This is a genomic window from Variovorax sp. LjRoot290, from assembly GCF_964253985.1.
Classification (GTDB): domain Bacteria; phylum Pseudomonadota; class Gammaproteobacteria; order Burkholderiales; family Burkholderiaceae_C; genus Variovorax.
The window spans coordinates 180,016-202,918 of sequence record NZ_CAXURW020000003.1 but is presented as its reverse complement, the minus strand read 5'-3'; the positions used below and the strand labels follow the sequence as shown (position 1 = coordinate 202,918).

Below are 22,903 nucleotides of genomic sequence, written 5' to 3'. Positions count from 1 at the left end.
AACAGGACGATGAACCCCATCCAGACCCAATACGAAGACTACCTTCGCCACGTCGACGCGCATGGCGTGCACAAGAGCGATCGCACCGGTACCGGCACGAAGAGTGTGTTCGGTTATCAGATGCGGTTCGATCTCACGCGAAAGGGTTCCCGCTCGTCACGACAAAGAAGGTGCACATGCGGTCAATCATCCAGGAACTGCTGTGGTTCCTGACCGGTTCGAGCAACAACAACTGGCTGAAGGAGCGCGGCGTCACCATCTGGGACGAATGGGCGCGGGAGGATGGGGAGCTTGGCCCGGTGTACGGCGTGCAGTGGCGGAGCTGGCCCACACCGGACGGCGGCCACATCGACCAGATCCAGCAGGTGATCGACACGCTTAGGAGCAACCCCGACTCGCGCCGCATCATCGTGAGCGCCTGGAACGTTGCTGACCTGTCGAAGATGGCCTTGATGCCTTGCCACGCCCTTTTCCAGTTCTACGTCTCGCCTGCACAATCGCCCGGCGCACGCGGCAAACTCAGCTGCCAGCTGTATCAACGGTCGGCGGACTCGTTCCTTGGCGTCCCCTTCAATATCGCAAGCTACGCCTTGCTCACGCACATGGTGGCGCACCAGTGCGACCTCGACGTCGGGGACTTCGTTTGGACCGGGGGCGACTGCCACGTGTACAGCAACCACGCGGAGCAGGTGGCGCTGCAGCTCTCGCGCGAACCGTACCCATTCTCGACGCTGGTGATCAAGCGCAAGCCCGCCTCGATCTTCGAGTACGAGTTCGAGGACTTCGAGGTGGTTGGTTACGAGCACCACGCCGCCATCAAGGCGCCGGTCGCGGTGTGAAGGAGCCTTCATGCGAGAACTGTTCATCATCGTCCCCTTGGTCATGCTTGCTCTGTTGATCGCTTGGATCATTTCAGATCGATTGAAGCTCATGAAGAAGCGCCGCCGCGACTATCAGTGGTACGTAGGCGAGCACCCCAACGCCCTCAAGAATGGGCGAGTGCATTGCCACAGTTGTGGAAGTCCGCGCCTGACGGTGCAGCGCCTCATGAACCGGACCTTCCTTCGGGCCCACGTGTGTAGCCAGTGCGGCACCACGCTCTACCACTCCAAAGAATGAAGGTCGCTCGCACATACTCAGGCATCGGCTCGCGCTCGACGCCGCCCAAGGGGCTACAGCGCCTGCGCGACCTCGCAGCGATGCTTGCCCGCGAAGGCTACGAACTGCGCTCAGGCGGCGCCAACGGGGCCGACCTGGCCTGTGAGGAGGGCTGTGACGTGGCCGGCGGGACCAAGGCGATTTGGCTGCCCTGGCCGGGGTTTCAGAACAGGCGGCCGAACCCGGAGGAGTCGACGTTCCTCCCTGCACCAAAGGCATTCGAAATGGCCGCACTGCTGCACCCGCGATGGGCCATGCTCACCCGCGGTCCTCGCGCGCTACACGCGCGAAACTGCCACCAGCTCCTTGGTCACAGCCTTGAAGAACCATCGGAGTTCGTCCTCTGCTGGACGGCTGATGGCGCCGAAAGCGCTTCGGACGTCAACTCGAAGACCGGCGGCACGGGGACCGCGATCCGCTTGGCCTCCGAGCGCGAGGTTCCGGTGTTCAACCTCACGCGCGATCGCGCAGAGGAGCGCCTTCTATCGTTCCTGGCGCAGCGGCGCTCGGAGCGCATTGCGGCTCCCGACGATCAGATCGAGCCTGAGCCGGATGACTCGGCGCCCCGTCGCATCGTCCTGAGGTTTCCGGGATGAGCGAGTCCGCCGTCTACCTGACGGACGATCGGGACCTGCCACACAACGAACTGCGCACCCTGGTGATCTTTCAGGGGGGCAATGGCGATTGGGTTGAGGTAGCCAACCGCCATGGGCGCGCGACGGAAGGAGTTCGCCTCTGCACCTCCGGCGGTGCATCGAGCCATGCACCGGGCCTGACGGTGGCGATTGCCGGCGCCTACCGTGCCATCCGGGCGGCGCAGCGCGGCGATCCCCAGCCCCCATCTCAGCTCGACCTCGAGGAGGAGGTGGCCGCCTGGCGGGCCAAGTACCCCCAGCACCACTTCGAGTTTGGAACCATCACCCGCAAACCCATCGAGAGCACTTGAGGAAATGATGAGCGAAGAGAACAGCATCGCAATGAGCGGCCAAGCCGCAATCCTGAGCCGAAAATCCTGGCTCGCCTACGTCGGGCCGGTGCTCGCTTGTTCTCTCATCCTGGTGGTAGCGGTCCCGCTGCTCGTCCAGATCTTCTCTTGGCGAGTGGCCATCGGCGCCGGCGCACTGGTCGTGGCGTACTTCGGGTATCAGATGCTGATGATCCGAAGCGTGAAGCTCTACGTTGATGAGGCCGGCGTGTGGGTCTACGCCGGCGTCTTCCCCTGGAGCCGCGGCGTCGCCGGCGTGAAGTGGCGCGATCTGGACGAGGCCGTCTACTTCCAGGGTCTGGTCGCTTGGATCACCCGGGCCTACGGCGTGAGAATCGGCCACCGGTTCACGAAGTCGAGCGAACTGTCGCTGAGTGCCATGTCGCACGGCGACCAGGCGGCTATCGAGATCAACCGGCGACACGTAGCCATGATTCGAGGAGGCGCCTTCAACTAAGTAGTCCCGGGCGCTGCCGCCGGCGGGGGCTCCAGGTCTTCAATGTCTTTGCACACGATGTCGATCGTGGTCTGCAGACGGCGCAGATTGCCGACGAAATAGCTCGCGGCCGCTTCGGCGCGCTGGCGGAACTCGTCCACCGTAAAGTAGCCGTGCTTGGCCAAGTCGAGGATGTCGCCTCGGTCGTTGCCTTCGAAACGGCCGAGTTTCGAAACCGCTACGTCCACCGGAGAAAGCACCCTCAATTTGATCAGACGCCGCTCGTTACCAATGCCAACCCACTCCTGAGAATCGGTTTCATAGTCCTCATGCATCGGACCCAATGTTGGAGAGTACGTTGTATCGAAGTACAGCTGAGTAGGGGACCCCATGGCGTCAGCAAAATCGATGACTAAGTCGTTGTAATCAAGCGCCATCCGGCGCGAGAAGCTCGCGTCCACGTCAGCAGTAACACGGCTTCCGCAGTAGTAGTTCACGGCCAGCCCACCTGCCAAGTACATGATGATCGGCTCGCCTTGATAAGAGTTCTCGCGCAGCGTCGCATCGATCCTGTCGAGCATGGTCGACAGTGCTGCTGCGAGTTCAGGGGTGGCGTGATTCATGGGCGATCCTGGTCTTCAGCATATGGTCGAATCGGCTGCAGTTGAACTCGACCGCCCTCGCGCGCTCGGAAAATTTGCCAACCGATCGCGGATACAGGCGCTCAGCGACCCGGAAGAGCGCGTCCTTGTGACCGTACCAGTATCCTCCTGCAAGAAAAAGAGCCGCCGCCGCAACCTCCTCACGGCTGACTGGGCCGGTTGCCGCGAGCTGCATCCAATCCTCCTCGCGAAAGCGAAGGCTCTGAGCGGCGCTGAACGCCAGGAGCTGTTCCTCATGGTCTCGTGTCATCGCTCCAATATTAGGGGAGATTGCGAGCGCAGCGCTAGGTGATTGACATTCGTGGTCAGCGCCCGCGGCTGCCGCTTCCCGCGCCTCGGCCTCGGCTTCAAGGAGGCCCTGTGCTCCGCGGGCTTCGATGCCTTGCGGTACCCCAACCTGATGGAGGACGCTGGACCGCTGGCAGCGGAAGCCTGATTGCACTGGATGCGACACAGATCACTCCTATCGACCAGGTGGGCGGGAGCTTCCCGGGTCTGCGCGCCTGACCACTGTAGCGCCGGTGCCGCAGACTTTGGCTGCCGCATCCGCAGGCAGGCTGCTCGCAGTCAGATCAAACCTTCGCTGCGCAGCTGCCGGGCGACGATCGGGATCAGCTCGCGCCATTGCGGGCCGGTGCGATCAATCGCCTCTGCCAATGTGTAGTCGATCTCCGAGAGCCAGTCGGCATGGTTGAGGATCAATGCGACCGCCACCTTCTCGCCGGTGGACTGAACCGCCCAGGCATCGCGGCCGCCGCGCGCGGCATCGCGCGCCTTCCCTAGCAGGTGTCGGAGTTCGGCTTCCATCTTCAGGGCGCGATGAGATTGAATCCCGAACCTGCAGAACCGTCGGGAGTGATGAGCGTGGCGAGATCCATGAGGGTAGTTTGCCGCAGATCGTGCCCCTCGTGATGGTCGGAGGCCGGACGGCTCGGCGGTCGACCCCACCTTCCAGGCCGCAGCCATCTACGCCGCCAGCCGATGCTCGTAATACGGCCGCGCGCGATCGTCGAGGATCGCGTACTGGGCGGCCAGGTTCGATCGATCTGGCTTCAGCCAGGCGTCGACGTTCTCAGGCTTGATCGGGACGATGCAACGGTCATGGCCCGCAGCTGCGACCTCGGGCGGCGGTTCGTCAGTGATCGCAGCGAAGGACAGCAGCTCGGGCTGTCCAGGCGCTCGCCAGTGTGACCAAAGGCATGCCACGAGCATGTCCTGCTCCGGCTGCGGCCTGAACTCGAGTACGACGTTCTTTCCATCGCGATCGACGTTTTCGAAGAAGGCGTTCACGACCATGATGCCGTGGGAGAAGCCGTACAGGTCCTTCCAGAATCCTTCGAGATTGTCCCGCCTGGCGTTGTAGGTCCCGGGGTATTTCGTGTCGTAGAAGGCCGGCTTGCCCGCCGGCCGGCACTGGTACCGCATGGGCTTGACCACGCGCTGACCATCCTCCCAGACCATCACGGGCGCATACACGCCAGGGAAGATCCGGGCGTCGCGCGCCTTGGGCTCAATGCGATTGAGGTCTGCGAGCTTGCCGCGGGCCCTCTCGATCTTGTCGGTGGCGATACGAACGTCGTCGGTGGCCTTCTTGGTCGTCTTGACGAGCAGGCTCCGCTCGCCATCGGCCAGGCGTTTGCGTTGCTTGAAAAGATCCTGCTCGAGCAGCGAGGCCTGCTCGGCGTTGAAGGCGTCGATGAGTGCCTTGATCTCGCGTTCGTCGTCGGTCTGCGGGTTCAGGAAGAGGTCGTCGACGGCCTTCGGGATCTTGATCTTCGGGTCGCTCTGACGCTCGAAGTAGAGCTTCGAGAAGGCTCTGATGCTGAGGACGCCGCCGAACATGCGGACGAACTGCTTGTACTCGGCTCGGATCTGGGCGGAATAGCACATGCGGAAGAGTCTAGTCCGAAGCGACTTTTGAGGCGAGGCCCCGCGGCGCACCCTTTGGAACAGGCTCGTGATAGAGGCACAATGCGCGAAACTCGAATCCAAGGGCAAGCCATGGGCGAAACAAAGCGGACAGGATCTATTGACGATCGAGGGGCCGAAGCCATGAGTGCGTCCACACCCCTGCTCGAAATGGTAGCCAGCGGTGCAGCGCCGCACTACGCCTTTGTTCTTGATCGATCGGCAAAGGCGAACGGGGTGCTTCGCGCGATGCGCAAACTGCCAGAACTCAAAGCTCGCACCGAGAGTTCAGGGTTCAAGACTTGGGAGGAGCTGGACGCTCCATACCTGGTGATGTGGGGCACATGGGGGTTTACCGGCGGCCTGATGATCCCGTGCTTCAGCCTTGAAGCGATGCTGGCGGAAGCGCTTCCGAAGGTCATGGAGCGCGTCCTCGAAAAGGGCGGCTTGTGTTCCTTCCTTCCCTGCGTCGACGATTCCATCTCGGAACGCGTTCAGGCGCGGATCGCAGAGCTTCAACCAACAAGCGGGCCAGAAGGCGTTGCGCAATAGGATCCCCGTATGCCTCGCCTGATCGTTGATTCGCGCGAATCGCGCAGCGGCCTCACGCAAATGCTGGCGCAGCGCGGCGCGGCCATGGGCGTGTTCTCGGCAACGCCCGAGCAACTGCGCGCTGTCGCCTGCGTCGGACCCAAGACGATCACTGCCATGAGCGAGGTGTTGGAGTTTGAGACGAGAGAGTTCAGGTAGCCAGGCGCCCTACCTGAGGGCCAGCACAGCCAATGTGCAGGCTCCGCCCAAGAGCACCTGAATGACGGCCAACTTCTGCCGTCCTTTCCACATGGACCATAGGACCGTTCCAACCGTGCCGGCGAAGCATGCCGCCGCGAGTTCATTCAATGGCATGGGCTGTTCCTTGTCTTAGTGAGAGAGGCGGTTGACCACGGCGCGCCAACCAGGCCAGCTGGCCGTATCGATCGGGGTCGCGCTTTCGAGGGCTTCCTCCGCCCATTCGGCCAGCGCTGCGCGCTCTTCATCCGTCATGTTAGGGGCCATGCGCACGATGCGCTCGAGGTTAAGCATGTACGGGTGGGCAGCGGTCGCTTCAAAGGGTTCATTCATTTCGAGTCGTGCAGCACACGGAAAATTGAGGAAGCTGAGGCGGCGGCCATCGGCGCCGTGGGAACTGGCGCCGAACACACCATTGAGGCGCAATCGGCGGGGAGAACGCACGCCGCTCCAAGTAGCGGGCCTTCAGGGCCTTCGGCCAGCTTCAAAGCTTCGATCCGACGAGTCTGTCATCTCCGATGCTGATCGCGCTAGGTCGAGCGTGCAGAAGTTCTCGCGAAAGGTCGCTCAAGCACTCAACCGCCGCTCGTGCGCTCCTCTCGTGGTCTTCCTTCATCTTCCTCGGCATCTGCCAGGCCAGAGCGAGCCGCTCGGCTGACGACCTGTTTCAGTGACGGCGGAAAGCAACTGGAAAACTTCTCGATCGCGGCCTCACTCAGGCCGCTTTGGGCGAAGCATTCTCGCCAGTTCTGTCGAACGGCCGCCTGGATTCTGTCGTGGATTTCGGCCGCCTGTGTTCGCGACAGGTCGAAGCTCGCGCACTCGCTGAGGATGTTGTCGCGGGTCGGTTCGGCATCGTCGCCCACGCGCATTGCCTGTACGCGCCTCTGGGTTGTCGGAATCCGAGGGACCATGTCGTAAGCACCGGACAAACGGAATCCAACGCCCATTTCATCGGCGACGAAGCCGTGGTTGCGGTCGTGGTCGTCCGTGTTTGACACGACGCAGTTGAACACCATTCGTCCGAACAATTCGTGCTTGTCCGCGAGCGGCTTGGCGCTCCACCGCGTCAGATCGCGCGCCAGGCCGGGATAGCTTCCGGTGTAGGAGTTCTCGTTGACACCGGAGGACCTGAGGACCGTCCGTCCGCTGACGAATGCGTCGCGGCACCACGCTGTGGCGCCGTCCTCGCTCTTCACGGCCGTTCGGTCGAATCGCTTCACGAGTAGGAGCTCGGCGCCGTCGATCGTGACGATCTCCGAATCCACCGTAGCGATACCGCAGCGCCTGGCGAGCGCGTGCATCGCATGCTCGAGGCGAGCCACCGAAACTTCAGGGTCATCGTGGCGAGATGGAAACTTCGCAAGCCACTGGAACGCTTCGTCCGCGATAGTCAGCTTTGGTCTGGCTCCGCCCATCGCCGTATTCGGTCGGACCCAGTTCTCCAGCGACGGGTCCTCCTTGCGTCCACGTTCTATCCCGGCAAGAACACCGACCGCGGCCTTGAGCACGTCGCGCCCCGGAAGGCCGCGTTGCACTGGTGGCACGTCTGGCGCTTCGCTGAAATCGAGATTCCCCACCCGGTCACCCTGGCTGCGCAGTAGGTATCCGACCGGCGATTCGGGCTTGCCGTACATCAGGTCGATCACCCCACGGCCCCAATCGTCGGGCGATGCGTCGACGAACACGCCAAAGAACCCGAGCTGCGCGGTCGTCTGATGCTCGCCGGCCCGCAGCGGAAGCATCACGGGATCGATCGGACGCGCGTGGGTCAGGGCCAGATAGGACTTGGCGTAAACGAACTTGCCGACGCCGCCGGCGGGGGTCTTTTCATTGTTGAATCGCCCGCACAAAGTTGGATGGACGTCGCCTGGGAGGTACACCCAAACGTATGCCTGGTTCGGCGGAGGCTGGTTGTGCTTAGAAGTCATCGTCGACCTTCGTTCCCACGCGCACCCGCTTGGTCTGGGTCGAGAGTTCCAGCGCCAGGCCGTCGCGGTCCAATCCAGGATCCGCGAGGAGATCAACCTCTTCGTCGAGACCGAGCGCCCACAGCGCTTTGACGTATGCGCCGATTCCCGTGCTCAGCTCTCCGCGCTCGATGGCTTCCATCGTCGATCGGGAAACGCCCGCACGCTGCGCAAAGTCTTCGCGCCGCAGCCGCCGGCGCGTGCGCGCCGCACGGATTCGCTGACCGAGTCGCTGGACTCGATCCACGACCGCATCGGGATCTGAGGTTGGAGTACTTGCCATAAAAGGCATTATCAGAGGTTTACGCCTGGCATGCAATGTTTTCACCGAGATTGGGCCACGCCACATAGTGCGCGAACCCCGAGCAATCGGGGCGAAAAAACCCGACATTGGCATAGGCAGGACGCCATCCGGGTCAAAAACCGCGACAGGGACTCTCTGCGATACTGGTTTTATGTACAGTACCGAGCCGCCGCCCTTCGCCGAGCTCCACTGCCGGTCGAACTTCACCTTCCTTGTGGGCGCCTCCCAGCCCGAGGAACTGGTCGAGCGTGCGGCGGCCAAGCTGTACTCAGCCCTGGCCCTGACAGACGAATGCTCAGTCTCGGGCGTGGTGCGCGGCCACCTGGCAGCGCGCGAGGCCAACATCCATTTCATCTGCGGCAGCGAGATGCAGCTCACCACGCAGAGCGGTCACAAGCACGCCAGGATCGTGTTCCTGGCCCAAACGAAAAGCGGATGGGGCAACCTCTGCGAATGCATCACGCTCGCGCGCCGGCGGGCGGCCAAGGGCAGCTACAGCGCCCTGGTGACGGACGTCGAGGGCAAGAACATCCAGGCGCCGCACCTGGCCGGCATGCCCGGTTGCCTGGCGCTGCTCTTGCCTGAGCCCGACGCTACTGTCGAATCGTTGTTCGCGCAGGCGATGTGGCTCAATACCTGGTTCCCGGACCGCGCCTGGATCGTCGCGCCGCGGCCGCTTTTGATGGACGACGAGCTGCGCCTGTGGATCGTCGAGCAGGTTGGCCAGCGAACCGGCATCCGGATCGTGGCCAGTTCGAGCCCCGTCATGCATACCAGCAAGCGCAAGAAGGTACAGGACGTGCTCACCGCAGTGCGCATCGGGAAGACGGTCGCGACGGCAGGCTTCGCGCTGCAAGTAAACGCCGAGGCATATCTGCGCGGGCGCGCGGCGCTGATGGCCCAGGTGCCGGGCGAGTGGATGGAGGAAACCGTCAGGGTCGCCAGCATGTGCACCTTCTCGCTGGAAGAGCTCAAGTACGAATACCCCCGCGAGGTCGTACCCGACGGCGAGACGCCCGCGTCGCATCTTCGCAAGCTCACATATGACGGCGCGGCACGTCGGTACCCGAACGGCCTCCCTGACAAGGTTCGCAAGCAGATCGAGCACGAGCTCAGCATCATTGCGCAGCTAGAGTACGACAGCTACTTCCTGACCGTTGCTGACATCGTGCATTGGGCGCGCGACCGGAACATCCTCTGCCAGGGACGCGGGTCGGCGGCCAACAGCGCTGTTTGCTACTGCCTCGAGGTCACAAACGTGGACCCGGATCGCATGAGCGTTCTCTTCGAACGCTTCATCTCAGTCGAAAGGAAAGAGCCGCCCGATATTGACGTCGATTTCGAACACCAGCGACGTGAAGAGGCGATGCAGTACATCTACGACAAGTACGGTCGCGATCGCGCCGCGCTCACAGCCGTCGCCATCAGCTATCGCACCAAATCCGCACTGCGCGACGTGGGCAAGGCGCTGGGCATCCCGATGGACAAAGTCGAGGCTCTCGCGAAGACAGCCTACGGCACCGATGAGAAGTGGATCAGCGAGGCGTGCCTCGTCGAGAACGAGATCGACCCCAACGATCCAGCCGTGATCCAGTGGCTCACGCTGGCCGATACCATTCGCGGCTTCCCGCGCCACCTCAGCCAGCACCCAGGTGGCTTCGTCATCGGCCGCGACAAGGTGAGCCGCCTCGTTCCGGTCGAGAACGCTGCGATGGAGAACCGCAGCATCATCCAATGGGACAAGGACGACCTCGATTCGACGGGTCTCATCAAGGTCGACATCCTCGCGCTCGGCATGCTGAGCGCCATACACCGAGCTCTCGACATGGCCGGCGAGAAGGCTGGCGGCCCTCCGATGCGCATGCAAGACGTGCCGCCCGAGGACCCTGCCACCTACGAAATGATCTGCAAGGCCGACACCGTCGGTGTGTTCCAGATCGAAAGTCGCGCGCAGATGAGCATGCTGCCGCGCATGCAACCGCGCACCTTCTATGACCTGGTCATCCAGGTGGCGATCGTGCGGCCAGGCCCGATTCAAGGCGGCATGGTTCACCCCTATCTGCGCCGGCGCATGGGTGAGGAAGCGGTGGAGTACCCGAGCGATGAGATCAAGCAGGCGACAGAGCGAACGCTTGGCATTCCACTATTCCAAGAGCAGGTGATGGCCATAGCCATGGTTGCCGCCGACTTCACCGCCGGCGAGGCCGACCAGCTGCGCCGCGCAATGGGCGCGTGGCGAAAGCGTGGCGGTCTCGAGGTCCACCAGCGCAAGCTCATCGAGCGGATGCTGAAGAAGGGCTACAGCGAGGAGTTCGCGCAGCGCCTGGCCAAGCAGGTGGAGGGTTTCGGCAGCTACGGATTTCCTGAGTCGCACGCGGCCAGCTTCGCCCACCTGGTCTACGTGAGCTGCTGGCTGAAGCGCCACCACCCCGACGCGCTGCTCGCAGGCCTGCTCAACTCGCAGCCCATGGGCTTCTACGCGCCTGCGCAGCTAGTGCGCGATGCGCGGGAGCACGGCGTCGTAGTTCGCCCGGTCGACGTCACTATCAGCGGATGGGAATCGACCCTCGAGGAACCGGCTCAAGCCGCGGCATCGCCCCGCTGGGACAGCACCTACGAGCAACCGCTGCGCGCCGTGCGCCTCGGCCTGTCGCGGATCAACGGCATGCGCGAGGAGGCAACGAAGCGGATCGTCGCCGCGCGCGCACAGTCGCCCTTCGCGTCCGTCGAGGACCTGGCCATGCGCGCGCAGCTCGACGCGCACGACCTCAAGTGTCTTTCGAGTGCAGACGCGTTGCTCACTCTTGCCGGCCGGCGCCCCGATGCGGTGTGGGCAGCGAAGGGCGTCGATACGCGGCCGACAAAGATGCTACGTGAGGCGCGAACCTTCGAGGACGCGATCAAGTTCGCGACGCCGGAAGAGGGCTCCGAGATCGCGGACGACTACGGCTCCGTTGGGCTGAGCCTGCGTAGGCACCCGCTTGCGATCATCCGGCCCCAGCTCGCTGAGTGGGGCATCAAGACCTCCGAGGAACTGCGCACCGCCGCCAAGGACCGCCAGAAGGTGCGCGCCAGCGGGATCGTGACGCACCGGCAGCGCCCTAGCACCGCGAAGGGCGTCGTCTTTGCGACGCTCGAAGACGAGACCGGAACCGTGAACATCATCGTCTGGCCGCAGGTCGCGGAGCAACAACGCGGCGTGCTGCTCGGCGCCAAGCTGCTCAGCGTCGAAGGCACGTGGCAAAGCGAGAAGGGCGTGCAGTCGCTTGTGGCCATGAAGCTGGTGGATCACACGCCGTTGCTGGGCAAGCTGCGCGCGCCGAGTCGAGACTTTCGCTGACGCCCGGGCGTTTCGGGGACGGCGTCAATGTGGTCCAAGGCAGCGGCCTTTTCGGTGAGCGAGAGCTGGGTCAGCACGTGGCGCATGTGCCATTCAAGACGCGCTCGCGTGAAGTGGTCCATGTAAGTCGGGAAGCCGGAAAACAGCACTGGGACTTTTCGATCGGCAATGACATCGATGTGACAGCCCAGATCTTCGTTCGCGCGCACGGTGGCGCTACGCACCTGCAAGTAGAGACGGCTGGCCAGCGCATTGACGATGACAAGGATGCGAGGCCGGGCAGCCACCAGCAGCTGCTCGAACAATTTGAACTGAGCTTCTCCAAAGTGGGTCATGGTTAGCGGCTGGTTACGAAACTGACGCGCTAACACGCGACCCTTCAATTGAAGACTGTCAGTCTCCCTCACGAAGAACAAGTCAAGGTGGTTCCAAGCCATCTGATGAGTCGCTCTGATCTTGTCGCGGAGGCTGCGCATAGGCGCGTAGAAGGAATGATGCTCACGAGCGCTTCTCTCAGCACGTAGCGCCGTGGCCAAGTCGAAGTTAGATCGGTCGGCAGCATTCCACGTGAAATGCGCACGGGGCCTTTCCACAACTGCGCCAGCTCAGGATCGCTCCTGAGGTGAGCCCAGCCCTTGGTTCCATCCTCGGAAAACGATGGATTCAGCCCAACGGACACGAAGCCGTCTGGCGCGATCTCTTCGTGCATCATCGGCCAGAGCGTCGGCTGCGGATTCTGCCGCTCCCAAAGTTCAAGGAGCGCGGCATTGACGGCGGCGGCGGTCAACGAGCCACCTCGCTGAACTGGCGGGGACCTACTTCGAGAGAGCTCGGGAGAGATAGGTTCATGGAGTGTTCGTACACGTCACAGAGGCGGGAAGCTCGCGATGCTATCCGCTGCGCGCCGACGCGATTGCGCGATCGACCTCCGTCCGGCGAAAACAAATGGGCGATTCTTGCGTGCTGGTGGCATGGTTGAGGCTTTTATAAGGACTTTCGAAGTGAATCCGGCCACGCCCATCCAAACCCTCTTCGTCAGCAAGCTGGTCTCCCTCGGCTGGTACCCCGACCGCGTGCGCATCGACGTAGCAAGCAAAGACTTTGACACCGCCGCCGGCGGCAGGACCGCCGTTGTCTATTGCCGGGTGAACAGCGATGGCGATCACGTGCTGACAGGCGACTACCGAAGCGAGGGCAACAACGCACTCTCCACCTGCTGGGCCTTGCTCCGACCAGGGACAGATGAGGCGACCGTCGCCGGCGAGATCGACAGGTTTGCCACTTCAGTTGAGAAAGCGGTCGCAGAGACGTACGCCATGCGCATCAAGGCGCTCATGGCCGAGCCTGACGAGGAAACTTCTACCGGCGACGCGCCCAGCCTCGGGATGTGATTCGAACCGCAGTCAGTCGCGCACCTCGAGCTTCGCAACGCGCCACCGAAGTGATTCGGCTTTTGGCCACATCCGTTGCTCTCTTGGCACTAGCACACGCTTCCCCTCCAGTTCGAGGAAGGGTCTGTGATCGGCGATGCGACTATCCAGTCGCGAGGCGACGCGCCACTTGAAATCTGGCCCTGGCGCAATCAGAAAATGATCCATCGCCCAGTGCATGTTCGGGGTAAGCGCTAGACCGTTGCGCGGGTCGTCGTCCTGCGCTTCGCTGTACGGATGAATGTGGGCTGCTTCGACCATCGCCGTGCCGTCCGGAAGCACCAATCGCTGGCCGGTCGCCGCGCATTGGTAGTCGTAGAGCTCGGTCACGACACGGCGGAACGCCGGATCGCGCACGTACGCCGGCGGAGTCTGCGGGCGGACCTGCAGCGCCGGGCCTGCGCGCAACTGGTGCTCGTAGCGGCTGATCACGCTTGCCTGGGCGACCACGGCGCGCAGCTCGCTCAGCCCGCGATCGAACCAGGATGTTGAAAGTGCGTCCCCCAGGGCCTCGATGTTGATCGGCGACTGAAGCAGCTCGAACAGCTCTTTGTCCAGCGACGCGAAGGCGATGTTCTCGAGGATCGCTGCATTGCTGCGCGCCGTAGTCATTGCATCCAGCACCGTCTCACGCCCGGGTAGCGCGTGGAGGTGCCAAAAGCTCTCGCCACCACCGCGCAGGAGCCCTGCCAGATGGAAGAATGGGAAGTAGGGATTTCGATGGTCGGTGGGCCCGCGCACGGCGTCGAAGAAGCGTGCGTATCGCTCCAGAAGCGGAGGCGCGTAGTAGATGCGGTTTTCGATCAGCGCCCCGCCGCGGGCGAGGTCGAGGACGGCCAGCAGCATGCAGATCTTGTGTGGGCTGGCCCGGCCAGCCACGGCATTGACGTTCAGCCGCGCGAACCTCTGTTGGTAGGCTTCGACGGACATCAGTGAGAGAGCGCCCGCTGACGGCACATCCGATCGTCCGGTTCAGTCGAGGTCGAAGAAGAAGCGAAACGCGAAGAGAGCGGCGATGCCATGCAGCGAAAGTACAAGGCATGTGCCCATCCCCATGACGCTCCACATCGGGGGAGCGAGGTGATTCCCCAGCAGAAAACCTGAGAGGAAGAAGCCTGCTGCCGCGGCCAAGGCAAGCATCGTCACGGCAAACACGACACTGTGCAGCGCCGGCAGGAATGGGGGACTTCCCGCAGCCGCGGGAACGCTCGAGGTAGACGCAGGGCTCATTGTCATGGCCCGGATTCTGACATCTGACTGCTTCGCTTGGATAGGTCACCTCCCCCAGCAGTTCGCGTGCAGCCGGCAGGCAAGCCATTACCATCCGGCCCGGAGCTGCGCCGCCTTGCATGGCTTCCTACGCGACAAGAAAGGCTCAACCAGTGGAACCATCGTCCCAGAACTACGTCACCGAGAAAATCCTGGCGATTGTGCGCGCCAGTTCGAGCTGGGATGCCGCTAAGCAGCGCATTCTTCGCAGCTTCGGCGACACCTACCTGGAACTCGCTCGCGAGGAAGGCCGTCGGGTACACGGATTCGATTGGGTCACCGACCCGCTCCCATCATCGACGCCCACGGGCGACCTTAGCCTCTCCGATGTCGTGTGGATACAGAACCTCGTCCACGACAGCGGCAGCTGGTCCGACGTCATGGCTCAGGTCCGCAAGCGTCTCGGCGCCAGCCGACTCCACGACGCGCGACGCATCGCAAAGGAGACGAGGGGCATCGCCTGGGTGCATGAACAGGTTGACCCGAACGATCCCCACGAAGAGCGCGTCCGGAAAAAACTCATGGCCTTGGACGACTCAACAGAGGAACTGCGCGCCGCTGGCCTTGAAGCCTCTCCGTCATCTGGGAACGAAGAGGCGCCAGATGCACTGGCGTCCAGGCCGGCGCACAGCCCAGCTGCCGCCCGGGCCGCAGCGCCTTCACCAGAGCCGAGCGCTGCCGCTGATCCGCAGGCGCAGTTTCTTGAACGGAGCAAGCGTGAGCAGGACGACATCCTCCACCGGCGCATTCCCGAACTCGGCTTTGAGATCCATGCAGCCTCAGCGGGTACTGCCGTCAACTGGTCAGCTGTGCAAGAAATCGCCTCGCAGACCGCCGCCGGCAAGAAGCTCCTCTTGCGCTCTGCCATCGAAAAGGCCGTCGCCTTTTTCATAGGCATCGGCCTGTTCTTCACCTCCGCAGCTTGGTGGCTGTGCCTACTGCTGTGTGTGCTCCTTGTGGGCTACGCGTTCTGGCATCACGTCGTGCTCACGCGACGCGCGGCAGGGCGCGCAGCAAGCTCGGATGTCGATGCGTTCGGCACGCTCTGGAACATGGGAGCGATCGCGCTCTACCGTCCAGCGGTCAATGATCACTATTCGAACCGACCAACCCCCACGCGTTGGCAAGACGTCGTTCTCTACGCGTTGGATTGGGATGCCCTTGCGACTGATGCGCCGATTGGGCGCAAGGAGGCGATGGCAAAGGTTCTCGACGGCATCCTGCCGCAGCGCGAGCCCACCGCTTGAGCAGCCGCGGGACCGCTTCAACTCACCTTAGGACGAGATGAAGTTCCGCTGTCTGGCGATGAACGATCGAACGTACTTCCCCGGGTCACGCTCGGAGGCAGGCCACTCGCTCTGCCAGCGCGCGAGGCGCGAAGGTAGGTCGAGATCCTCGCTCGCCGGGTGCAGGCGAGACAGCAGCGCGATCCCTTTGGGCGAGACGAGCAGGCGCTTTGGCGATCCCATCTCCCAAAGGAGCTCGTCCTTCACCATCCGGTCCAACAGTTCCGGCACTGCACCGGAGGGCTTGAACGGGATGACATCATTTCGGCCTGTGCCACGCCATTGCGCCATCGCTCGAAGCATGTCCGGCCTCGTCAACGGGTGCTGCGAACGCAGCCAGTAGAGGACCTGGAGGCCGCTCAACGAGATCGCCTCGGCGCCGAGGCCCACGTCGCGCGCGATCGGGCCAACGATGCCCAATCCTTCGGCAGCGAACACGGCATCGAGGGACCGACCAGCAAGGCCACTTTCAACCCGAAGCGGCATGGGGCTGGACGAAGAGATGGTGGTCATCATTGTTTCGATGGATCGGGCGGCAAGCAGTTTATTTTCGCCTGTCCTTGACGGATGAAGATCCGCTTCCGCAAGATGGTTTGCATGAACGCAGATGCCCTCAATTGCCCTCGCACCTTGAACGCCTGGGTCAAGGCCGACGACAAGAAGCTCCTCACCGCGATCGATGGCGGACTGACCGTTCACGAGGCCTCGGAGGCACTGCAACGCGAGCCGGTATCGGTTCTCCGGCGCGTCAGTTCCATCGGTGCGTTCGAGTTCGAGTCCGGATCGGAGGAGTGGGTCGAGATCATGTCGCTTGCTCTCTCGGGCGTGCCGCTGCAGGACGTGATCGCCTGGTGCTCGGCCTCGGACGAGCGGATGCCCTACGACTTGCTCGATGCAATGCGCTCTGGCCCGGATCAACGACCGGCGTTCGAGCTGGCGCGCGAACTCGCGATCGAGGTCCCCAACGTGGATGCGCTCGTAGACTTGGCTTGGCTGCTCGAGCGGCCTATTGAGATCAGACTGGGTTACGCCGCGGCCGCTGGGCGGGTCCTCGCTCGTTTCGATGCACTGACGCCGGCGTCGTTGAAGAGCGAAGTGCTCGGGATCGCGCCGGCTGATCTCCGCTGGATGGGCGGCACCGCGCCGAAGACGCGCCGAGGATCGAAGGCCGCCAAAGCAGGCACCGCAAACGCTCGTCCGCCACGCAACGCTGCTTCAACCTCGCGCGCGCGCAAGCCAAAGATCAGAAACCGTTGGGCCTACGCCAACTATCTGAAGAAGAAGCGCGCCTCTGCGAGCGGAAAGTACTGATAAGCAGCTTTGAGGCTTCAGCAGCCGGTTAAACCCGCCGGGGGTCCCGGCCACGAGCCACCCCCCAATGAGGCAGCTCCCCGGACTTGTCTATGACTGCCGTCCCTGCCACACTGGCGTGAGACAGGTCACAGATCCTATCCCTAAGCCTTCGGTCGGAGGTCTAATGCCGAAACGCGAATCAAGGTCCGACGCGTTCCTGCGCGTCCTGAAAGAGCTGTGGCCCGTGCTGCAGGAAGGCGTGTTGAAGAGACTGGGTGCGGAAGGGAAGCCAGACGTCTATGTCGACATGACCGATGATTGCCCGTTTATGCTTGAGCCGCGGGATTACTTCAAGCTGGACTACTACGCCAAGTATGTGCGTCGCTTCAAGCCTGTTCAGATGAGCGTGCGAAACGCAGGATCCTCTGCACTAAGAGTCCGCAGTGCGGTCCTGATCGCAATTCTCGACCCTATACATCACCAAACCCTCGAGTTCTACGCGCCCGGTGAACCTTCGAGTTTCAGCGTTACCAACTGGTCATCCACGCTGAACTTTCAGGAGCGCAACAGGCCCAACGTCCCCAATGTCCCCTATGCACTGACTAAGCTCGACAGTGGCTCTGTTTTGCCACTGGAGTTCCCTGCAGCTGCTGTGATCGAGTTTTCCAAGCTCGCACACAGGTATCACAGCGGCGCCATTACAGAGAATCTTGATGATCCGTATGTCCCTGATCTACGGCTGGAACCTCAACTCGACGCCGAGGTTCGGGCGGCCCTGCCGAACCATCTTTGCGATGTTGCGCAGATCGGACTTCAGATCTGGACCGATAGGAACGATCTCGTGCCGTTCCTCTGGGACCGTGAAAGAAGGAGTTTTTTCCTTGAGTTCTGGTTCTCAGGCGTCGTTCGGTTCGGCAAGTAACCACAGACATTGGAACAACCGCCCGCTGGCCCCTCTCCCAAACCGCCGAGTTGCTCGCATGGTTCCGCCCAGCGCATGGCCCCTTTTTTGTCGCTAGGCCGACAATATTCTTTTGCCCTGCCCCAACGAGCATGCCGATTTCGCATAGCCGGACCACGGCTCGTTTCCCTTGTCCAGCCTTGTGTGGATGTTCCGGACGTTCCAGTGGGCCCCGCTGGTCACCTTCGTCAGCTCGCTCCACGCGATCGGCACCGAGACCCCCAGCCCCGGGCGCGCGCGCGCCGACCATGCGGAGGCTGTCGTAGCGCCGAACCCGTTGCGAAGGTAGTCGATGAAAATCTTGCCCACCCGGTTCTTCGGGCCGCTCTTGGCAACGAAGAGCTGAGGGAGCGTTCGCGCCAGGTGCACGACGATCGCCTGGGTGAAATCCTTGACGGTGTCCCAGTCGTACAGCCGCTTGACCGGCACCACAACGTGCAGCCCCTTGCCGCCACTGGTCTTCACGAATGAGACCAGCCCGAGCTGCTCGAGGAAGACCCGCACGAGCTCGGCGGCCTGCTGGATCTGCGCCCACTTCACGCCGTCGCCCGGGTCGAGATCGAAGGTCATGCGGTCGGGCTTGCCGATGGCTGTCTTGACTGCGTTCCAGGTGTGGAACTCGACCACGTTGAGTTGGGCGGCCGAAAGCAGCCCCTGCGCGGTGGCCACCTCGAGCAGCTGGGCGTGCGCGGGATTGAGGGCCGGGTCGAGCTGTCGCACGCCGGGGATCTCGCCTTTGTCCAAGTGCTTCTGGAAAAACAGTTCGCCCGTGATGCCTGCCGGCGCGCGCACAAGCGACACAGGGCGGCCTTTTAGGTGTTCGAGGATCAACGGCCCCACCAGGCCATAGAAGCGCACCAGCTCGATCTTGGTGACGCCAGTGGAGGGGTCGATTACACGCTCCGGGTTCGATACCCGAAACTTGGCCGGCAGTGTGTGCTGGACCGCGGCGCCAGCGGCCGGGCGCAAGTGCTGAGGGACCTCTCGAACGACGGCATTCGCCGGCTTGTCCTCCCGCAGGCCGTGGAAGACCGGGTGACGGACGTGGCCGCTCTTCGTCCATTCGGCGAAGCTCACTTCGACGACCAGGTCGGGCTTCACCCATTGGGCGCCGCGCGCTGCGGCATCCGTCGCAGCCTTGAATGGGCTCTTTGGCTCAGCCAACGGAGCAAGCAGTCCCTGGAGGACGGGGATAACCTTGCCGCTGACCCCAGAGCCCACGCTGCCGGCATAGACCAGGTTGCCTGCCTCATCGTGCACGCCGAGAAGGAGAGACCCGATGCCGGACTTCGTTCCGCGTACGTAGGTCCAGCCGCCGACCACAAATTCCTGGCGCTGCCGACACTTGAGCTTGATCCAGTCGGGGGAACGGCTCGACGTGTAGGCGCTGTCCTTGCGCTTCCCAATGATTCCCTCCAACCCCAGCTTGCAGGCGGAGGCGACAACATCCCGCGGCGAACCGGCGAAGGCCTCGCTGAACCGTAGCGAGTCGGGCGCGTGTTTGAGAAGCAACTTCAGCCGCGCGCGCCGCTCGACCAGTGGCACGTGGCGCAGGTCCAAGCCATCGTGATGCATCAGATCAAACAAGTGGAACGTGATGTCCTTGGTCTTGGCGTTGTCGAACGCGTTCTGGAGGGCGCCGAAGTCGGGCAGCCCATACTCGTTGAGGATCACGATTTCGCCGTCAAGCCAGCACGGCGCCAGCTTCATGGCCGCCAGGTCGCGCGCCAGGTGCGGCAGCTTCCTTGTCCAGTCGTGGCCGTTGCGCGTGAAGAGCCGCACGCCGGCGACATCCACCCGCGCCAGCAATCGGTACCCGTCGAACTTGAGTTCAAGGACCCAGTCGTCGCCCGTGCTCGGCGGTCCGTCGACGAGGGTGGCGAGCTCGGGCGTAATCTTGGCGGGGAGGGCGGTCTTCTTGGCGCCTTCCAGCACGCCGGTCGCTTCGGTCGGGGCGGCAGCGCCGGCGGGAGGCGGGAGCCCGGCCACGCTGTCCGGCATTTCGTCGACCACGCTGAACTCGCTGGCGGGGCGGACGTACTGATCACGCTCCTTGAGCAGCAGCCAGGCGTCCTGCTTCTCGTCCTTGCTCTTGATCCGCACCAGCGCCCACTTGCCGCGCAGCTTGTGCCCGCGTAGCTCGAATTTCAGGTTTCCGTCCTTGTAGCCTTTTCGCGGATCGCCGACGGGCACCCAGATGCCCTTGTCCCAGATGACCACCTTGCCGGCGCCGTACTGCTTCGGAGGAATCGTGCCCTCGAAGGTGTTGTACGAGATGGGGTGGTCCTCGACGTGCACCGCCATGCGCTTGTCGGCGGTGTCGTAGCTTGGGCCCTTGGGGACCGCCCAGCTGAGCATCACGCCGTCCAGCTCGAGGCGGAAGTCGTAGTGCAGCCGCGTGGCCCAGTGCTTCTGGACCACGAACTGCAGGCCGCCTGCTGCCGATTCGCCGCCCTCGGCCGGCTCGGGCGTGACCGCGAAGTTGCGTTTCGCCTTGTACTTTGAAAGTGGGATCGCTTCGGCCATCCGCGGAATGTACGGGCGCTGGGGCGGCGCCATGCAGGCGATTTCCGCCACGAAGAGTCGGCAAACCCAGTGGCGCGTGCTCTTCGGTTGCTGCGGCCGCACCGCAGTCCGAGTGCGCGATAGAGGTCAGCAAGCGCTGGACACAGCCCGTCGATCAGGAAGTGGCCGATTCCGTCTGTGGGCCGCCGATTTTGCCCCGTCACCTTCATGAGGTCTGCGAAGTGAAGAGTGCGCTTGGCCCTCTTGCTCTGCCACGTTTTCCGTCTCCTACCCTCAGGTTCGCTGCGGATGCAGGGTGCGCGCAGAATCCGTCCATGCTTGTTGTTTGAACGCGCCGCCAGGCATGTGTCAGCCATGCCTGGATGGCGTTGATCCGCTGACTCAACTTCAGACATGGAGAGACCATGGCTACTTTCATGTTCATCAGGCACAAGGTTCAGGACTACAAGACTTGGAAGGCTGCGTTCGATGCCCATGCGTCCAGGCGCACCGAGGCCGGTCTCACCGAGAAGTACCTGCTCCGGAGTTTGGACGACCCGAACGAGGTGTTCGGACTCTTCGAAGCGACGGATCTCGACCAGGCTCGAGCTTTTTCCGAGTCAGCAGACCTGCGTCAGAAGATGCAGGAGGCCGGGGTCGTCGACAAGCCAGACATCTACTTCCTGAATAGCTGAGGTGCCACCGATGGAGTGCTGCTCACTCCTTCGCCTTGAGGCGGCACAAGTTCCCATAGAAGCAGTCGTTCAACGTTTGACATGAGCGGCGGGCCAAAAGGCGCGAAGCGGCCTTTGGAACGTCCGCTCGATTGAAGTGTAGGGCGTGCTAGGGCGCCTCCCGGAGTGCCAGTACTCAACAACTGCAAGGGCGCACCGATTCAGAGCTTGACGCGCTTATGGTGGCTGCATATGAAGCCCGGTATCTTCGTGAAGGTGACAGGCTTGTTGCCCATGCCGGGAACCAAAGTCCCGGTGATCATGCCGGGAACGCACGAAACCTCTGAGCCAAGGCCGGCGCAGCCACTGTTGTGGCTAGATGGTTTGCACTGGCTACCCACGTGATAGTGCACCGTATCGGTAATCTCGTAGTGGACATTTCCGGTGGGCAGGTACTGAACCTGTCCGGTGATTCGAACCAGAGGCTGTTTGCTGATGAAGTACGGCGAGTTGTCGGTGGCCATTGAGTTCCCCTCGTTCTGACTAAGCCGGTGATGTTCTGCGGCACGACAGTCTGGCACCGGTTCGTGGAACTGTCGAGGTAGCTGGTTGGCCAAGTGGCGCGCTCACGAAGGTCCAGTGTCGTTCCGCATCGGCCCGGGGCGGCGTGCAAGAATCGCGTCTCGACGCCATAACCTCTCCGTTGCGAGGTAAGGACCCCTGAACCCGTTCCGGGCGAAAGATCCTGCATTGGAAATGACAGAAGTCCCATGAATGCCATTGCGATTCGCAGTAGCCTGACCGAATAGTTCTTAGCTTTTCGAAGGGCATATATGGCTACAAGGATTGCTTTTCCGTCGGTGTTCGCGATCGCGGCTCTATTCATGGCTGCTGTGATTACTCCTGCGGATAGCCACGCAGAGAAGTGTTATGCCCCAGTCGATCCGAAGTTGAACACCAACAACAACAAGCCAGGTACAGCGTGCTACCGCCAGATGGTCAAAGTCCGGAAGCTCGAGTTCGACCCGCGTTTCGACTGCACCAAAAGCATCCGACTGGAGTGGGTGAGGGAAATGGAAATCGCCGATCGCATGGGATGCAAGCTTTGAAATGTTCGCACGTTCGCAACGCTTTTTTTGATAAGCGGCCAGCAAGCCTTTGAGATCGGGAGCCGAGGCGTACGAGTGGCCTGCGGGCTTCCGAAGCGACGCTTGCGAAAGAACAACCGATGAGAATCGTCTCTTGGAACTGCGCTCGTGGTCCTCTGGACAGGAAACTGACAGCGTTGCACTCGCTCCACCCAGACATTGCGGTCGTGTGCGAAACGCCAGCGCCACCAGATCCGAGCGACCGCGTCCTCTGGTTCCCCACCGAAGAGGGACAGTCAAAGCTTGGCATTCAGGTTCGCTCCTATGGGCCATACAGGATCGAGCGGCTGTCGCGCGCGGCGGGGCTACCTGCCTGCGTGAACCCTGTGAGAGTGTCTGGCCCAACCGCGTTCAACCTGCTCGCAGTTTGGACCTGGCCCGCACCGACCTATCTGGGCGCGATCGCGAATGGCATCGAGACATATGCGGAGCTCTTTGCTGAAGGTCCAACGGTGGTGGCTGGCGACTTCAATGGCAACCCGATCCACGACAAGCCCTTCGCACGGGCCAAGTGGGCTGACACGTTCACACGCATCAACGACCTCGGGTCTGTGAGCGCCTATCACCACGCTAGGCAGGTCGACTACGGTGGCGAGCTCGACCCGACGCATCACTTTCTGAGAAATCCGGAGCGCCCGTTCCACATCGACTTCTGCTTCGTCCCGCAGACCTGGTGCAATGAAGGAATCACCGCCAGCGTCGAGTGGGGCGAACCATGGAATTCCATCGGGGACCACTTTCCGGTCGTCGTGGACCTATCTGTTCCGCTCGGCTGACTCGGTTCG

At 62.6% G+C, this 22,903-nt stretch carries 29 protein-coding genes and 1 pseudogene; 16 read left to right on the top strand and 14 right to left on the bottom strand.

All coding sequences use genetic code 11. From position 1 onward, the window contains the following. Nucleotides 1-9 precede the first annotated feature (9 nt). The 5 genes and pseudogenes from ACSQ9A_RS38400 to ACSQ9A_RS38380 all read left to right on the top strand — a co-directional run bounded on the left by ACSQ9A_RS38400 (nucleotide 10) and on the right by ACSQ9A_RS38380 (nucleotide 2,600). A pseudogene (locus ACSQ9A_RS38400) lies at nucleotides 10-839 on the top strand (thymidylate synthase). Between the two features lie 10 nt (nucleotides 840-849). After that, entirely contained in the window at nucleotides 850-1,119 is a 270-nt protein-coding gene (locus ACSQ9A_RS38395; protein ID WP_436307988.1) for a hypothetical protein, read from the top strand. Continuing rightward, nucleotides 1,116-1,754: a hypothetical protein gene (locus ACSQ9A_RS38390; protein WP_436307987.1), complete on the top strand. Its 639-nt coding sequence runs from the start codon at nucleotides 1,116-1,118 to the stop codon at nucleotides 1,752-1,754. Before ACSQ9A_RS38395 ends, ACSQ9A_RS38390 begins: the two co-directional genes overlap by 4 nt. Continuing rightward, complete coding sequence (locus ACSQ9A_RS38385; protein ID WP_436307986.1) at nucleotides 1,751-2,104, top strand: hypothetical protein; 354 nt, start codon at nucleotides 1,751-1,753, stop codon at nucleotides 2,102-2,104. The genes ACSQ9A_RS38390 and ACSQ9A_RS38385 overlap by 4 nt, the downstream gene beginning before the upstream one ends. 7 nt (nucleotides 2,105-2,111) lie before the next feature. Further along, nucleotides 2,112-2,600, top strand: coding sequence for a hypothetical protein (locus tag ACSQ9A_RS38380; RefSeq protein ID WP_436307985.1), 489 nt, complete (start codon nucleotides 2,112-2,114; stop codon nucleotides 2,598-2,600). Here the strand turns inward: ACSQ9A_RS38380 and ACSQ9A_RS38375 are convergent. Continuing rightward, nucleotides 2,597-3,202 carry a DUF6036 family nucleotidyltransferase gene (locus tag ACSQ9A_RS38375; RefSeq protein ID WP_436307984.1) on the bottom strand — a complete coding sequence of 202 codons (606 nt, stop codon included), beginning with the start codon at nucleotides 3,200-3,202 and terminating at the stop codon, nucleotides 2,597-2,599. The genes ACSQ9A_RS38380 and ACSQ9A_RS38375 overlap by 4 nt on opposite strands. Further along, nucleotides 3,183-3,491 carry a hypothetical protein gene (locus tag ACSQ9A_RS38370; protein ID WP_436307983.1) on the bottom strand — a complete coding sequence of 103 codons (309 nt, stop codon included), beginning with the start codon at nucleotides 3,489-3,491 and terminating at the stop codon, nucleotides 3,183-3,185. Before ACSQ9A_RS38370 ends, ACSQ9A_RS38375 begins: the two co-directional genes overlap by 20 nt. A gap of 51 nt (nucleotides 3,492-3,542) precedes the next feature. Here ACSQ9A_RS38370 and ACSQ9A_RS38365 point away from each other — a divergent pair, with 51 nt between their 5' ends. After that, the gene (locus ACSQ9A_RS38365) at nucleotides 3,543-3,677 is read left to right on the top strand and encodes a hypothetical protein (protein WP_436307982.1); all 135 of its coding nucleotides are present in this window, start codon (nucleotides 3,543-3,545) and stop codon (nucleotides 3,675-3,677) included. 131 nt (nucleotides 3,678-3,808) lie between these two features. On the opposite strand, the gene ACSQ9A_RS38360 is transcribed toward ACSQ9A_RS38365, so the two are convergent. Together ACSQ9A_RS38360 and ACSQ9A_RS38355 are read right to left on the bottom strand one after the other, a co-directional pair. After that, nucleotides 3,809-4,048, bottom strand: a complete 240-nt coding sequence (locus ACSQ9A_RS38360) for a hypothetical protein (RefSeq protein WP_436307981.1) — start codon at nucleotides 4,046-4,048, stop codon at nucleotides 3,809-3,811. A 159-nt stretch (nucleotides 4,049-4,207) separates the two neighbouring features. Further along, on the bottom strand, nucleotides 4,208-5,131 hold the full coding sequence (locus ACSQ9A_RS38355; RefSeq protein ID WP_436307980.1) for an SOS response-associated peptidase family protein: 924 nt from the start codon (nucleotides 5,129-5,131) through the stop codon (nucleotides 4,208-4,210). 111 nt (nucleotides 5,132-5,242) lie between these two features. Between ACSQ9A_RS38355 and ACSQ9A_RS38350 the strand changes: the two genes are divergently transcribed. Further along, entirely contained in the window at nucleotides 5,243-5,701 is a 459-nt protein-coding gene (locus ACSQ9A_RS38350; RefSeq protein WP_436307979.1) for a hypothetical protein, read from the top strand. Nucleotides 5,702-5,710: 9 nt separating this feature from the next. After that, nucleotides 5,711-5,899, top strand: coding sequence for a hypothetical protein (locus tag ACSQ9A_RS38345; protein WP_436307978.1), 189 nt, complete (start codon nucleotides 5,711-5,713; stop codon nucleotides 5,897-5,899). Nucleotides 5,900-6,070: 171 nt separating this feature from the next. On the opposite strand, the gene ACSQ9A_RS38340 is transcribed toward ACSQ9A_RS38345, so the two are convergent. The 3 genes from ACSQ9A_RS38340 to ACSQ9A_RS38330 all read right to left on the bottom strand — a co-directional run bounded on the left by ACSQ9A_RS38340 (nucleotide 6,071) and on the right by ACSQ9A_RS38330 (nucleotide 8,191). Further along, nucleotides 6,071-6,382, bottom strand: coding sequence for a hypothetical protein (locus ACSQ9A_RS38340; RefSeq protein ID WP_436307977.1), 312 nt, complete (start codon nucleotides 6,380-6,382; stop codon nucleotides 6,071-6,073). A 131-nt stretch (nucleotides 6,383-6,513) separates the two neighbouring features. Further along, nucleotides 6,514-7,869, bottom strand: coding sequence for a type II toxin-antitoxin system HipA family toxin (locus ACSQ9A_RS38335; RefSeq protein ID WP_436307976.1), 1,356 nt, complete (start codon nucleotides 7,867-7,869; stop codon nucleotides 6,514-6,516). After that, nucleotides 7,859-8,191, bottom strand: a complete 333-nt coding sequence (locus tag ACSQ9A_RS38330) for a helix-turn-helix domain-containing protein (protein ID WP_436308246.1) — start codon at nucleotides 8,189-8,191, stop codon at nucleotides 7,859-7,861. The genes ACSQ9A_RS38335 and ACSQ9A_RS38330 overlap by 11 nt, the downstream gene beginning before the upstream one ends. A 172-nt stretch (nucleotides 8,192-8,363) precedes the next feature. Here ACSQ9A_RS38330 and ACSQ9A_RS38325 point away from each other — a divergent pair, with 172 nt between their 5' ends. After that, complete coding sequence (locus ACSQ9A_RS38325; protein ID WP_436308245.1) at nucleotides 8,364-11,552, top strand: error-prone DNA polymerase; 3,189 nt, start codon at nucleotides 8,364-8,366, stop codon at nucleotides 11,550-11,552. On the opposite strand, the gene ACSQ9A_RS38320 is transcribed toward ACSQ9A_RS38325, so the two are convergent. Then, nucleotides 11,501-11,887, bottom strand: coding sequence for a hypothetical protein (locus ACSQ9A_RS38320; RefSeq protein ID WP_436307975.1), 387 nt, complete (start codon nucleotides 11,885-11,887; stop codon nucleotides 11,501-11,503). The two genes, ACSQ9A_RS38325 and ACSQ9A_RS38320, sit on opposite strands and share 52 nt — an antisense overlap. A 68-nt stretch (nucleotides 11,888-11,955) precedes the next feature. After that, nucleotides 11,956-12,339 (bottom strand): hypothetical protein, encoded by a 384-nt coding sequence (locus ACSQ9A_RS38315; RefSeq protein WP_436307974.1) that lies wholly within the window; start codon nucleotides 12,337-12,339, stop codon nucleotides 11,956-11,958. Nucleotides 12,340-12,553: 214 nt separating this feature from the next. Here ACSQ9A_RS38315 and ACSQ9A_RS38310 point away from each other — a divergent pair, with 214 nt between their 5' ends. Then, nucleotides 12,554-12,943 (top strand): hypothetical protein, encoded by a 390-nt coding sequence (locus ACSQ9A_RS38310; protein WP_436307973.1) that lies wholly within the window; start codon nucleotides 12,554-12,556, stop codon nucleotides 12,941-12,943. A gap of 12 nt (nucleotides 12,944-12,955) precedes the next feature. Here the strand turns inward: ACSQ9A_RS38310 and ACSQ9A_RS38305 are convergent, their stop codons facing one another. Then, the gene (locus tag ACSQ9A_RS38305) at nucleotides 12,956-13,912 is read right to left on the bottom strand and encodes an HNH endonuclease (RefSeq protein WP_436307972.1); all 957 of its coding nucleotides are present in this window, start codon (nucleotides 13,910-13,912) and stop codon (nucleotides 12,956-12,958) included. 42 nt (nucleotides 13,913-13,954) lie between these two features. Then, nucleotides 13,955-14,218, bottom strand: coding sequence for a hypothetical protein (locus ACSQ9A_RS38300; RefSeq protein WP_436307971.1), 264 nt, complete (start codon nucleotides 14,216-14,218; stop codon nucleotides 13,955-13,957). A 146-nt stretch (nucleotides 14,219-14,364) separates the two neighbouring features. Between ACSQ9A_RS38300 and ACSQ9A_RS38295 the strand changes: the two genes are divergently transcribed. Further along, nucleotides 14,365-15,498 (top strand): hypothetical protein, encoded by a 1,134-nt coding sequence (locus ACSQ9A_RS38295; RefSeq protein ID WP_436307970.1) that lies wholly within the window; start codon nucleotides 14,365-14,367, stop codon nucleotides 15,496-15,498. Nucleotides 15,499-15,525: 27 nt separating this feature from the next. On the opposite strand, the gene ACSQ9A_RS38290 is transcribed toward ACSQ9A_RS38295, so the two are convergent. Then, nucleotides 15,526-16,053 (bottom strand): hypothetical protein, encoded by a 528-nt coding sequence (locus ACSQ9A_RS38290; RefSeq protein WP_436307969.1) that lies wholly within the window; start codon nucleotides 16,051-16,053, stop codon nucleotides 15,526-15,528. 51 nt (nucleotides 16,054-16,104) lie between these two features. On the opposite strand from ACSQ9A_RS38290, the gene ACSQ9A_RS38285 reads away from it, so the two are divergent. Together ACSQ9A_RS38285 and ACSQ9A_RS38280 are read left to right on the top strand one after the other, a co-directional pair. Next, nucleotides 16,105-16,848, top strand: coding sequence for a hypothetical protein (locus ACSQ9A_RS38285; protein WP_436307968.1), 744 nt, complete (start codon nucleotides 16,105-16,107; stop codon nucleotides 16,846-16,848). Between the two features lie 166 nt (nucleotides 16,849-17,014). Next, nucleotides 17,015-17,752: a hypothetical protein gene (locus tag ACSQ9A_RS38280; RefSeq protein ID WP_436307967.1), complete on the top strand. Its 738-nt coding sequence runs from the start codon at nucleotides 17,015-17,017 to the stop codon at nucleotides 17,750-17,752. 93 nt (nucleotides 17,753-17,845) lie between these two features. Here the strand turns inward: ACSQ9A_RS38280 and ligD are convergent, their stop codons facing one another. Continuing rightward, nucleotides 17,846-20,317, bottom strand: coding sequence for a DNA ligase D (ligD, locus tag ACSQ9A_RS38275; RefSeq protein ID WP_436307966.1), 2,472 nt, complete (start codon nucleotides 20,315-20,317; stop codon nucleotides 17,846-17,848). A 416-nt stretch (nucleotides 20,318-20,733) separates the two neighbouring features. Between ligD and ACSQ9A_RS38270 the strand changes: the two genes are divergently transcribed. Continuing rightward, the gene (locus ACSQ9A_RS38270) at nucleotides 20,734-20,991 is read left to right on the top strand and encodes a hypothetical protein (RefSeq protein WP_436307965.1); all 258 of its coding nucleotides are present in this window, start codon (nucleotides 20,734-20,736) and stop codon (nucleotides 20,989-20,991) included. Between the two features lie 200 nt (nucleotides 20,992-21,191). Here ACSQ9A_RS38270 and ACSQ9A_RS38265 read toward each other — a convergent pair whose 3' ends face one another. Then, nucleotides 21,192-21,494, bottom strand: a complete 303-nt coding sequence (locus ACSQ9A_RS38265; RefSeq protein WP_436307964.1) for a hypothetical protein — start codon at nucleotides 21,492-21,494, stop codon at nucleotides 21,192-21,194. A 309-nt stretch (nucleotides 21,495-21,803) separates the two neighbouring features. Between ACSQ9A_RS38265 and ACSQ9A_RS38260 the strand changes: the two genes are divergently transcribed. Next, a complete protein-coding gene (locus ACSQ9A_RS38260; RefSeq protein WP_436307963.1) occupies nucleotides 21,804-22,079 on the top strand; it encodes a hypothetical protein in 276 nt (91 codons plus the stop codon). Between the two features lie 371 nt (nucleotides 22,080-22,450). Next, nucleotides 22,451-22,894 (top strand): hypothetical protein, encoded by a 444-nt coding sequence (locus ACSQ9A_RS38255; RefSeq protein WP_436307962.1) that lies wholly within the window; start codon nucleotides 22,451-22,453, stop codon nucleotides 22,892-22,894. Nucleotides 22,895-22,903 lie beyond the last annotated feature (9 nt).

What these genes read in the sequence shown, in the direction of transcription:
- ACSQ9A_RS38345 (WP_436307978.1), top strand. Translation starts at nt 5,711, where the DNA reads ATGCCTCGCCTGATCGTTGATTCGCGCGAATCGCGCAGCGGCCTCACG.
- ACSQ9A_RS38380 (WP_436307985.1), top strand. Translation starts at nt 2,112, where the DNA reads ATGAGCGAAGAGAACAGCATCGCAATGAGCGGCCAAGCCGCAATCCTG.
- ACSQ9A_RS38330 (WP_436308246.1), bottom strand. Translation starts at nt 8,191, where the DNA reads ATGGCAAGTACTCCAACCTCAGATCCCGATGCGGTCGTGGATCGAGTC.
- ACSQ9A_RS38355 (WP_436307980.1), bottom strand. Translation starts at nt 5,131, where the DNA reads ATGTGCTATTCCGCCCAGATCCGAGCCGAGTACAAGCAGTTCGTCCGC.
- ACSQ9A_RS38270 (WP_436307965.1), top strand. Translation starts at nt 20,734, where the DNA reads ATGTTCATCAGGCACAAGGTTCAGGACTACAAGACTTGGAAGGCTGCG.
- ACSQ9A_RS38395 (WP_436307988.1), top strand. Translation starts at nt 850, where the DNA reads ATGCGAGAACTGTTCATCATCGTCCCCTTGGTCATGCTTGCTCTGTTG.
- ACSQ9A_RS38335 (WP_436307976.1), bottom strand. Translation starts at nt 7,869, where the DNA reads ATGACTTCTAAGCACAACCAGCCTCCGCCGAACCAGGCATACGTTTGG.
- ACSQ9A_RS38265 (WP_436307964.1), bottom strand. Translation starts at nt 21,494, where the DNA reads ATGGCCACCGACAACTCGCCGTACTTCATCAGCAAACAGCCTCTGGTT.
- ACSQ9A_RS38350 (WP_436307979.1), top strand. Translation starts at nt 5,243, where the DNA reads ATGGGCGAAACAAAGCGGACAGGATCTATTGACGATCGAGGGGCCGAA.
- ACSQ9A_RS38320 (WP_436307975.1), bottom strand. Translation starts at nt 11,887, where the DNA reads ATGACCCACTTTGGAGAAGCTCAGTTCAAATTGTTCGAGCAGCTGCTG.
- ACSQ9A_RS38385 (WP_436307986.1), top strand. Translation starts at nt 1,751, where the DNA reads ATGAGCGAGTCCGCCGTCTACCTGACGGACGATCGGGACCTGCCACAC.
- ACSQ9A_RS38300 (WP_436307971.1), bottom strand. Translation starts at nt 14,218, where the DNA reads ATGACAATGAGCCCTGCGTCTACCTCGAGCGTTCCCGCGGCTGCGGGA.
- ACSQ9A_RS38390 (WP_436307987.1), top strand. Translation starts at nt 1,116, where the DNA reads ATGAAGGTCGCTCGCACATACTCAGGCATCGGCTCGCGCTCGACGCCG.
- ACSQ9A_RS38305 (WP_436307972.1), bottom strand. Translation starts at nt 13,912, where the DNA reads ATGTCCGTCGAAGCCTACCAACAGAGGTTCGCGCGGCTGAACGTCAAT.
- ACSQ9A_RS38290 (WP_436307969.1), bottom strand. Translation starts at nt 16,053, where the DNA reads ATGATGACCACCATCTCTTCGTCCAGCCCCATGCCGCTTCGGGTTGAA.
- ACSQ9A_RS38360 (WP_436307981.1), bottom strand. Translation starts at nt 4,048, where the DNA reads ATGGAAGCCGAACTCCGACACCTGCTAGGGAAGGCGCGCGATGCCGCG.
- ACSQ9A_RS38280 (WP_436307967.1), top strand. Translation starts at nt 17,015, where the DNA reads ATGCCGAAACGCGAATCAAGGTCCGACGCGTTCCTGCGCGTCCTGAAA.
- ACSQ9A_RS38375 (WP_436307984.1), bottom strand. Translation starts at nt 3,202, where the DNA reads ATGAATCACGCCACCCCTGAACTCGCAGCAGCACTGTCGACCATGCTC.
- ligD (WP_436307966.1), bottom strand. Translation starts at nt 20,317, where the DNA reads ATGGCCGAAGCGATCCCACTTTCAAAGTACAAGGCGAAACGCAACTTC.
- ACSQ9A_RS38260 (WP_436307963.1), top strand. Translation starts at nt 21,804, where the DNA reads ATGGCTACAAGGATTGCTTTTCCGTCGGTGTTCGCGATCGCGGCTCTA.
- ACSQ9A_RS38370 (WP_436307983.1), bottom strand. Translation starts at nt 3,491, where the DNA reads ATGACACGAGACCATGAGGAACAGCTCCTGGCGTTCAGCGCCGCTCAG.
- ACSQ9A_RS38285 (WP_436307968.1), top strand. Translation starts at nt 16,105, where the DNA reads ATGAAGATCCGCTTCCGCAAGATGGTTTGCATGAACGCAGATGCCCTC.
- ACSQ9A_RS38325 (WP_436308245.1), top strand. Translation starts at nt 8,364, where the DNA reads ATGTACAGTACCGAGCCGCCGCCCTTCGCCGAGCTCCACTGCCGGTCG.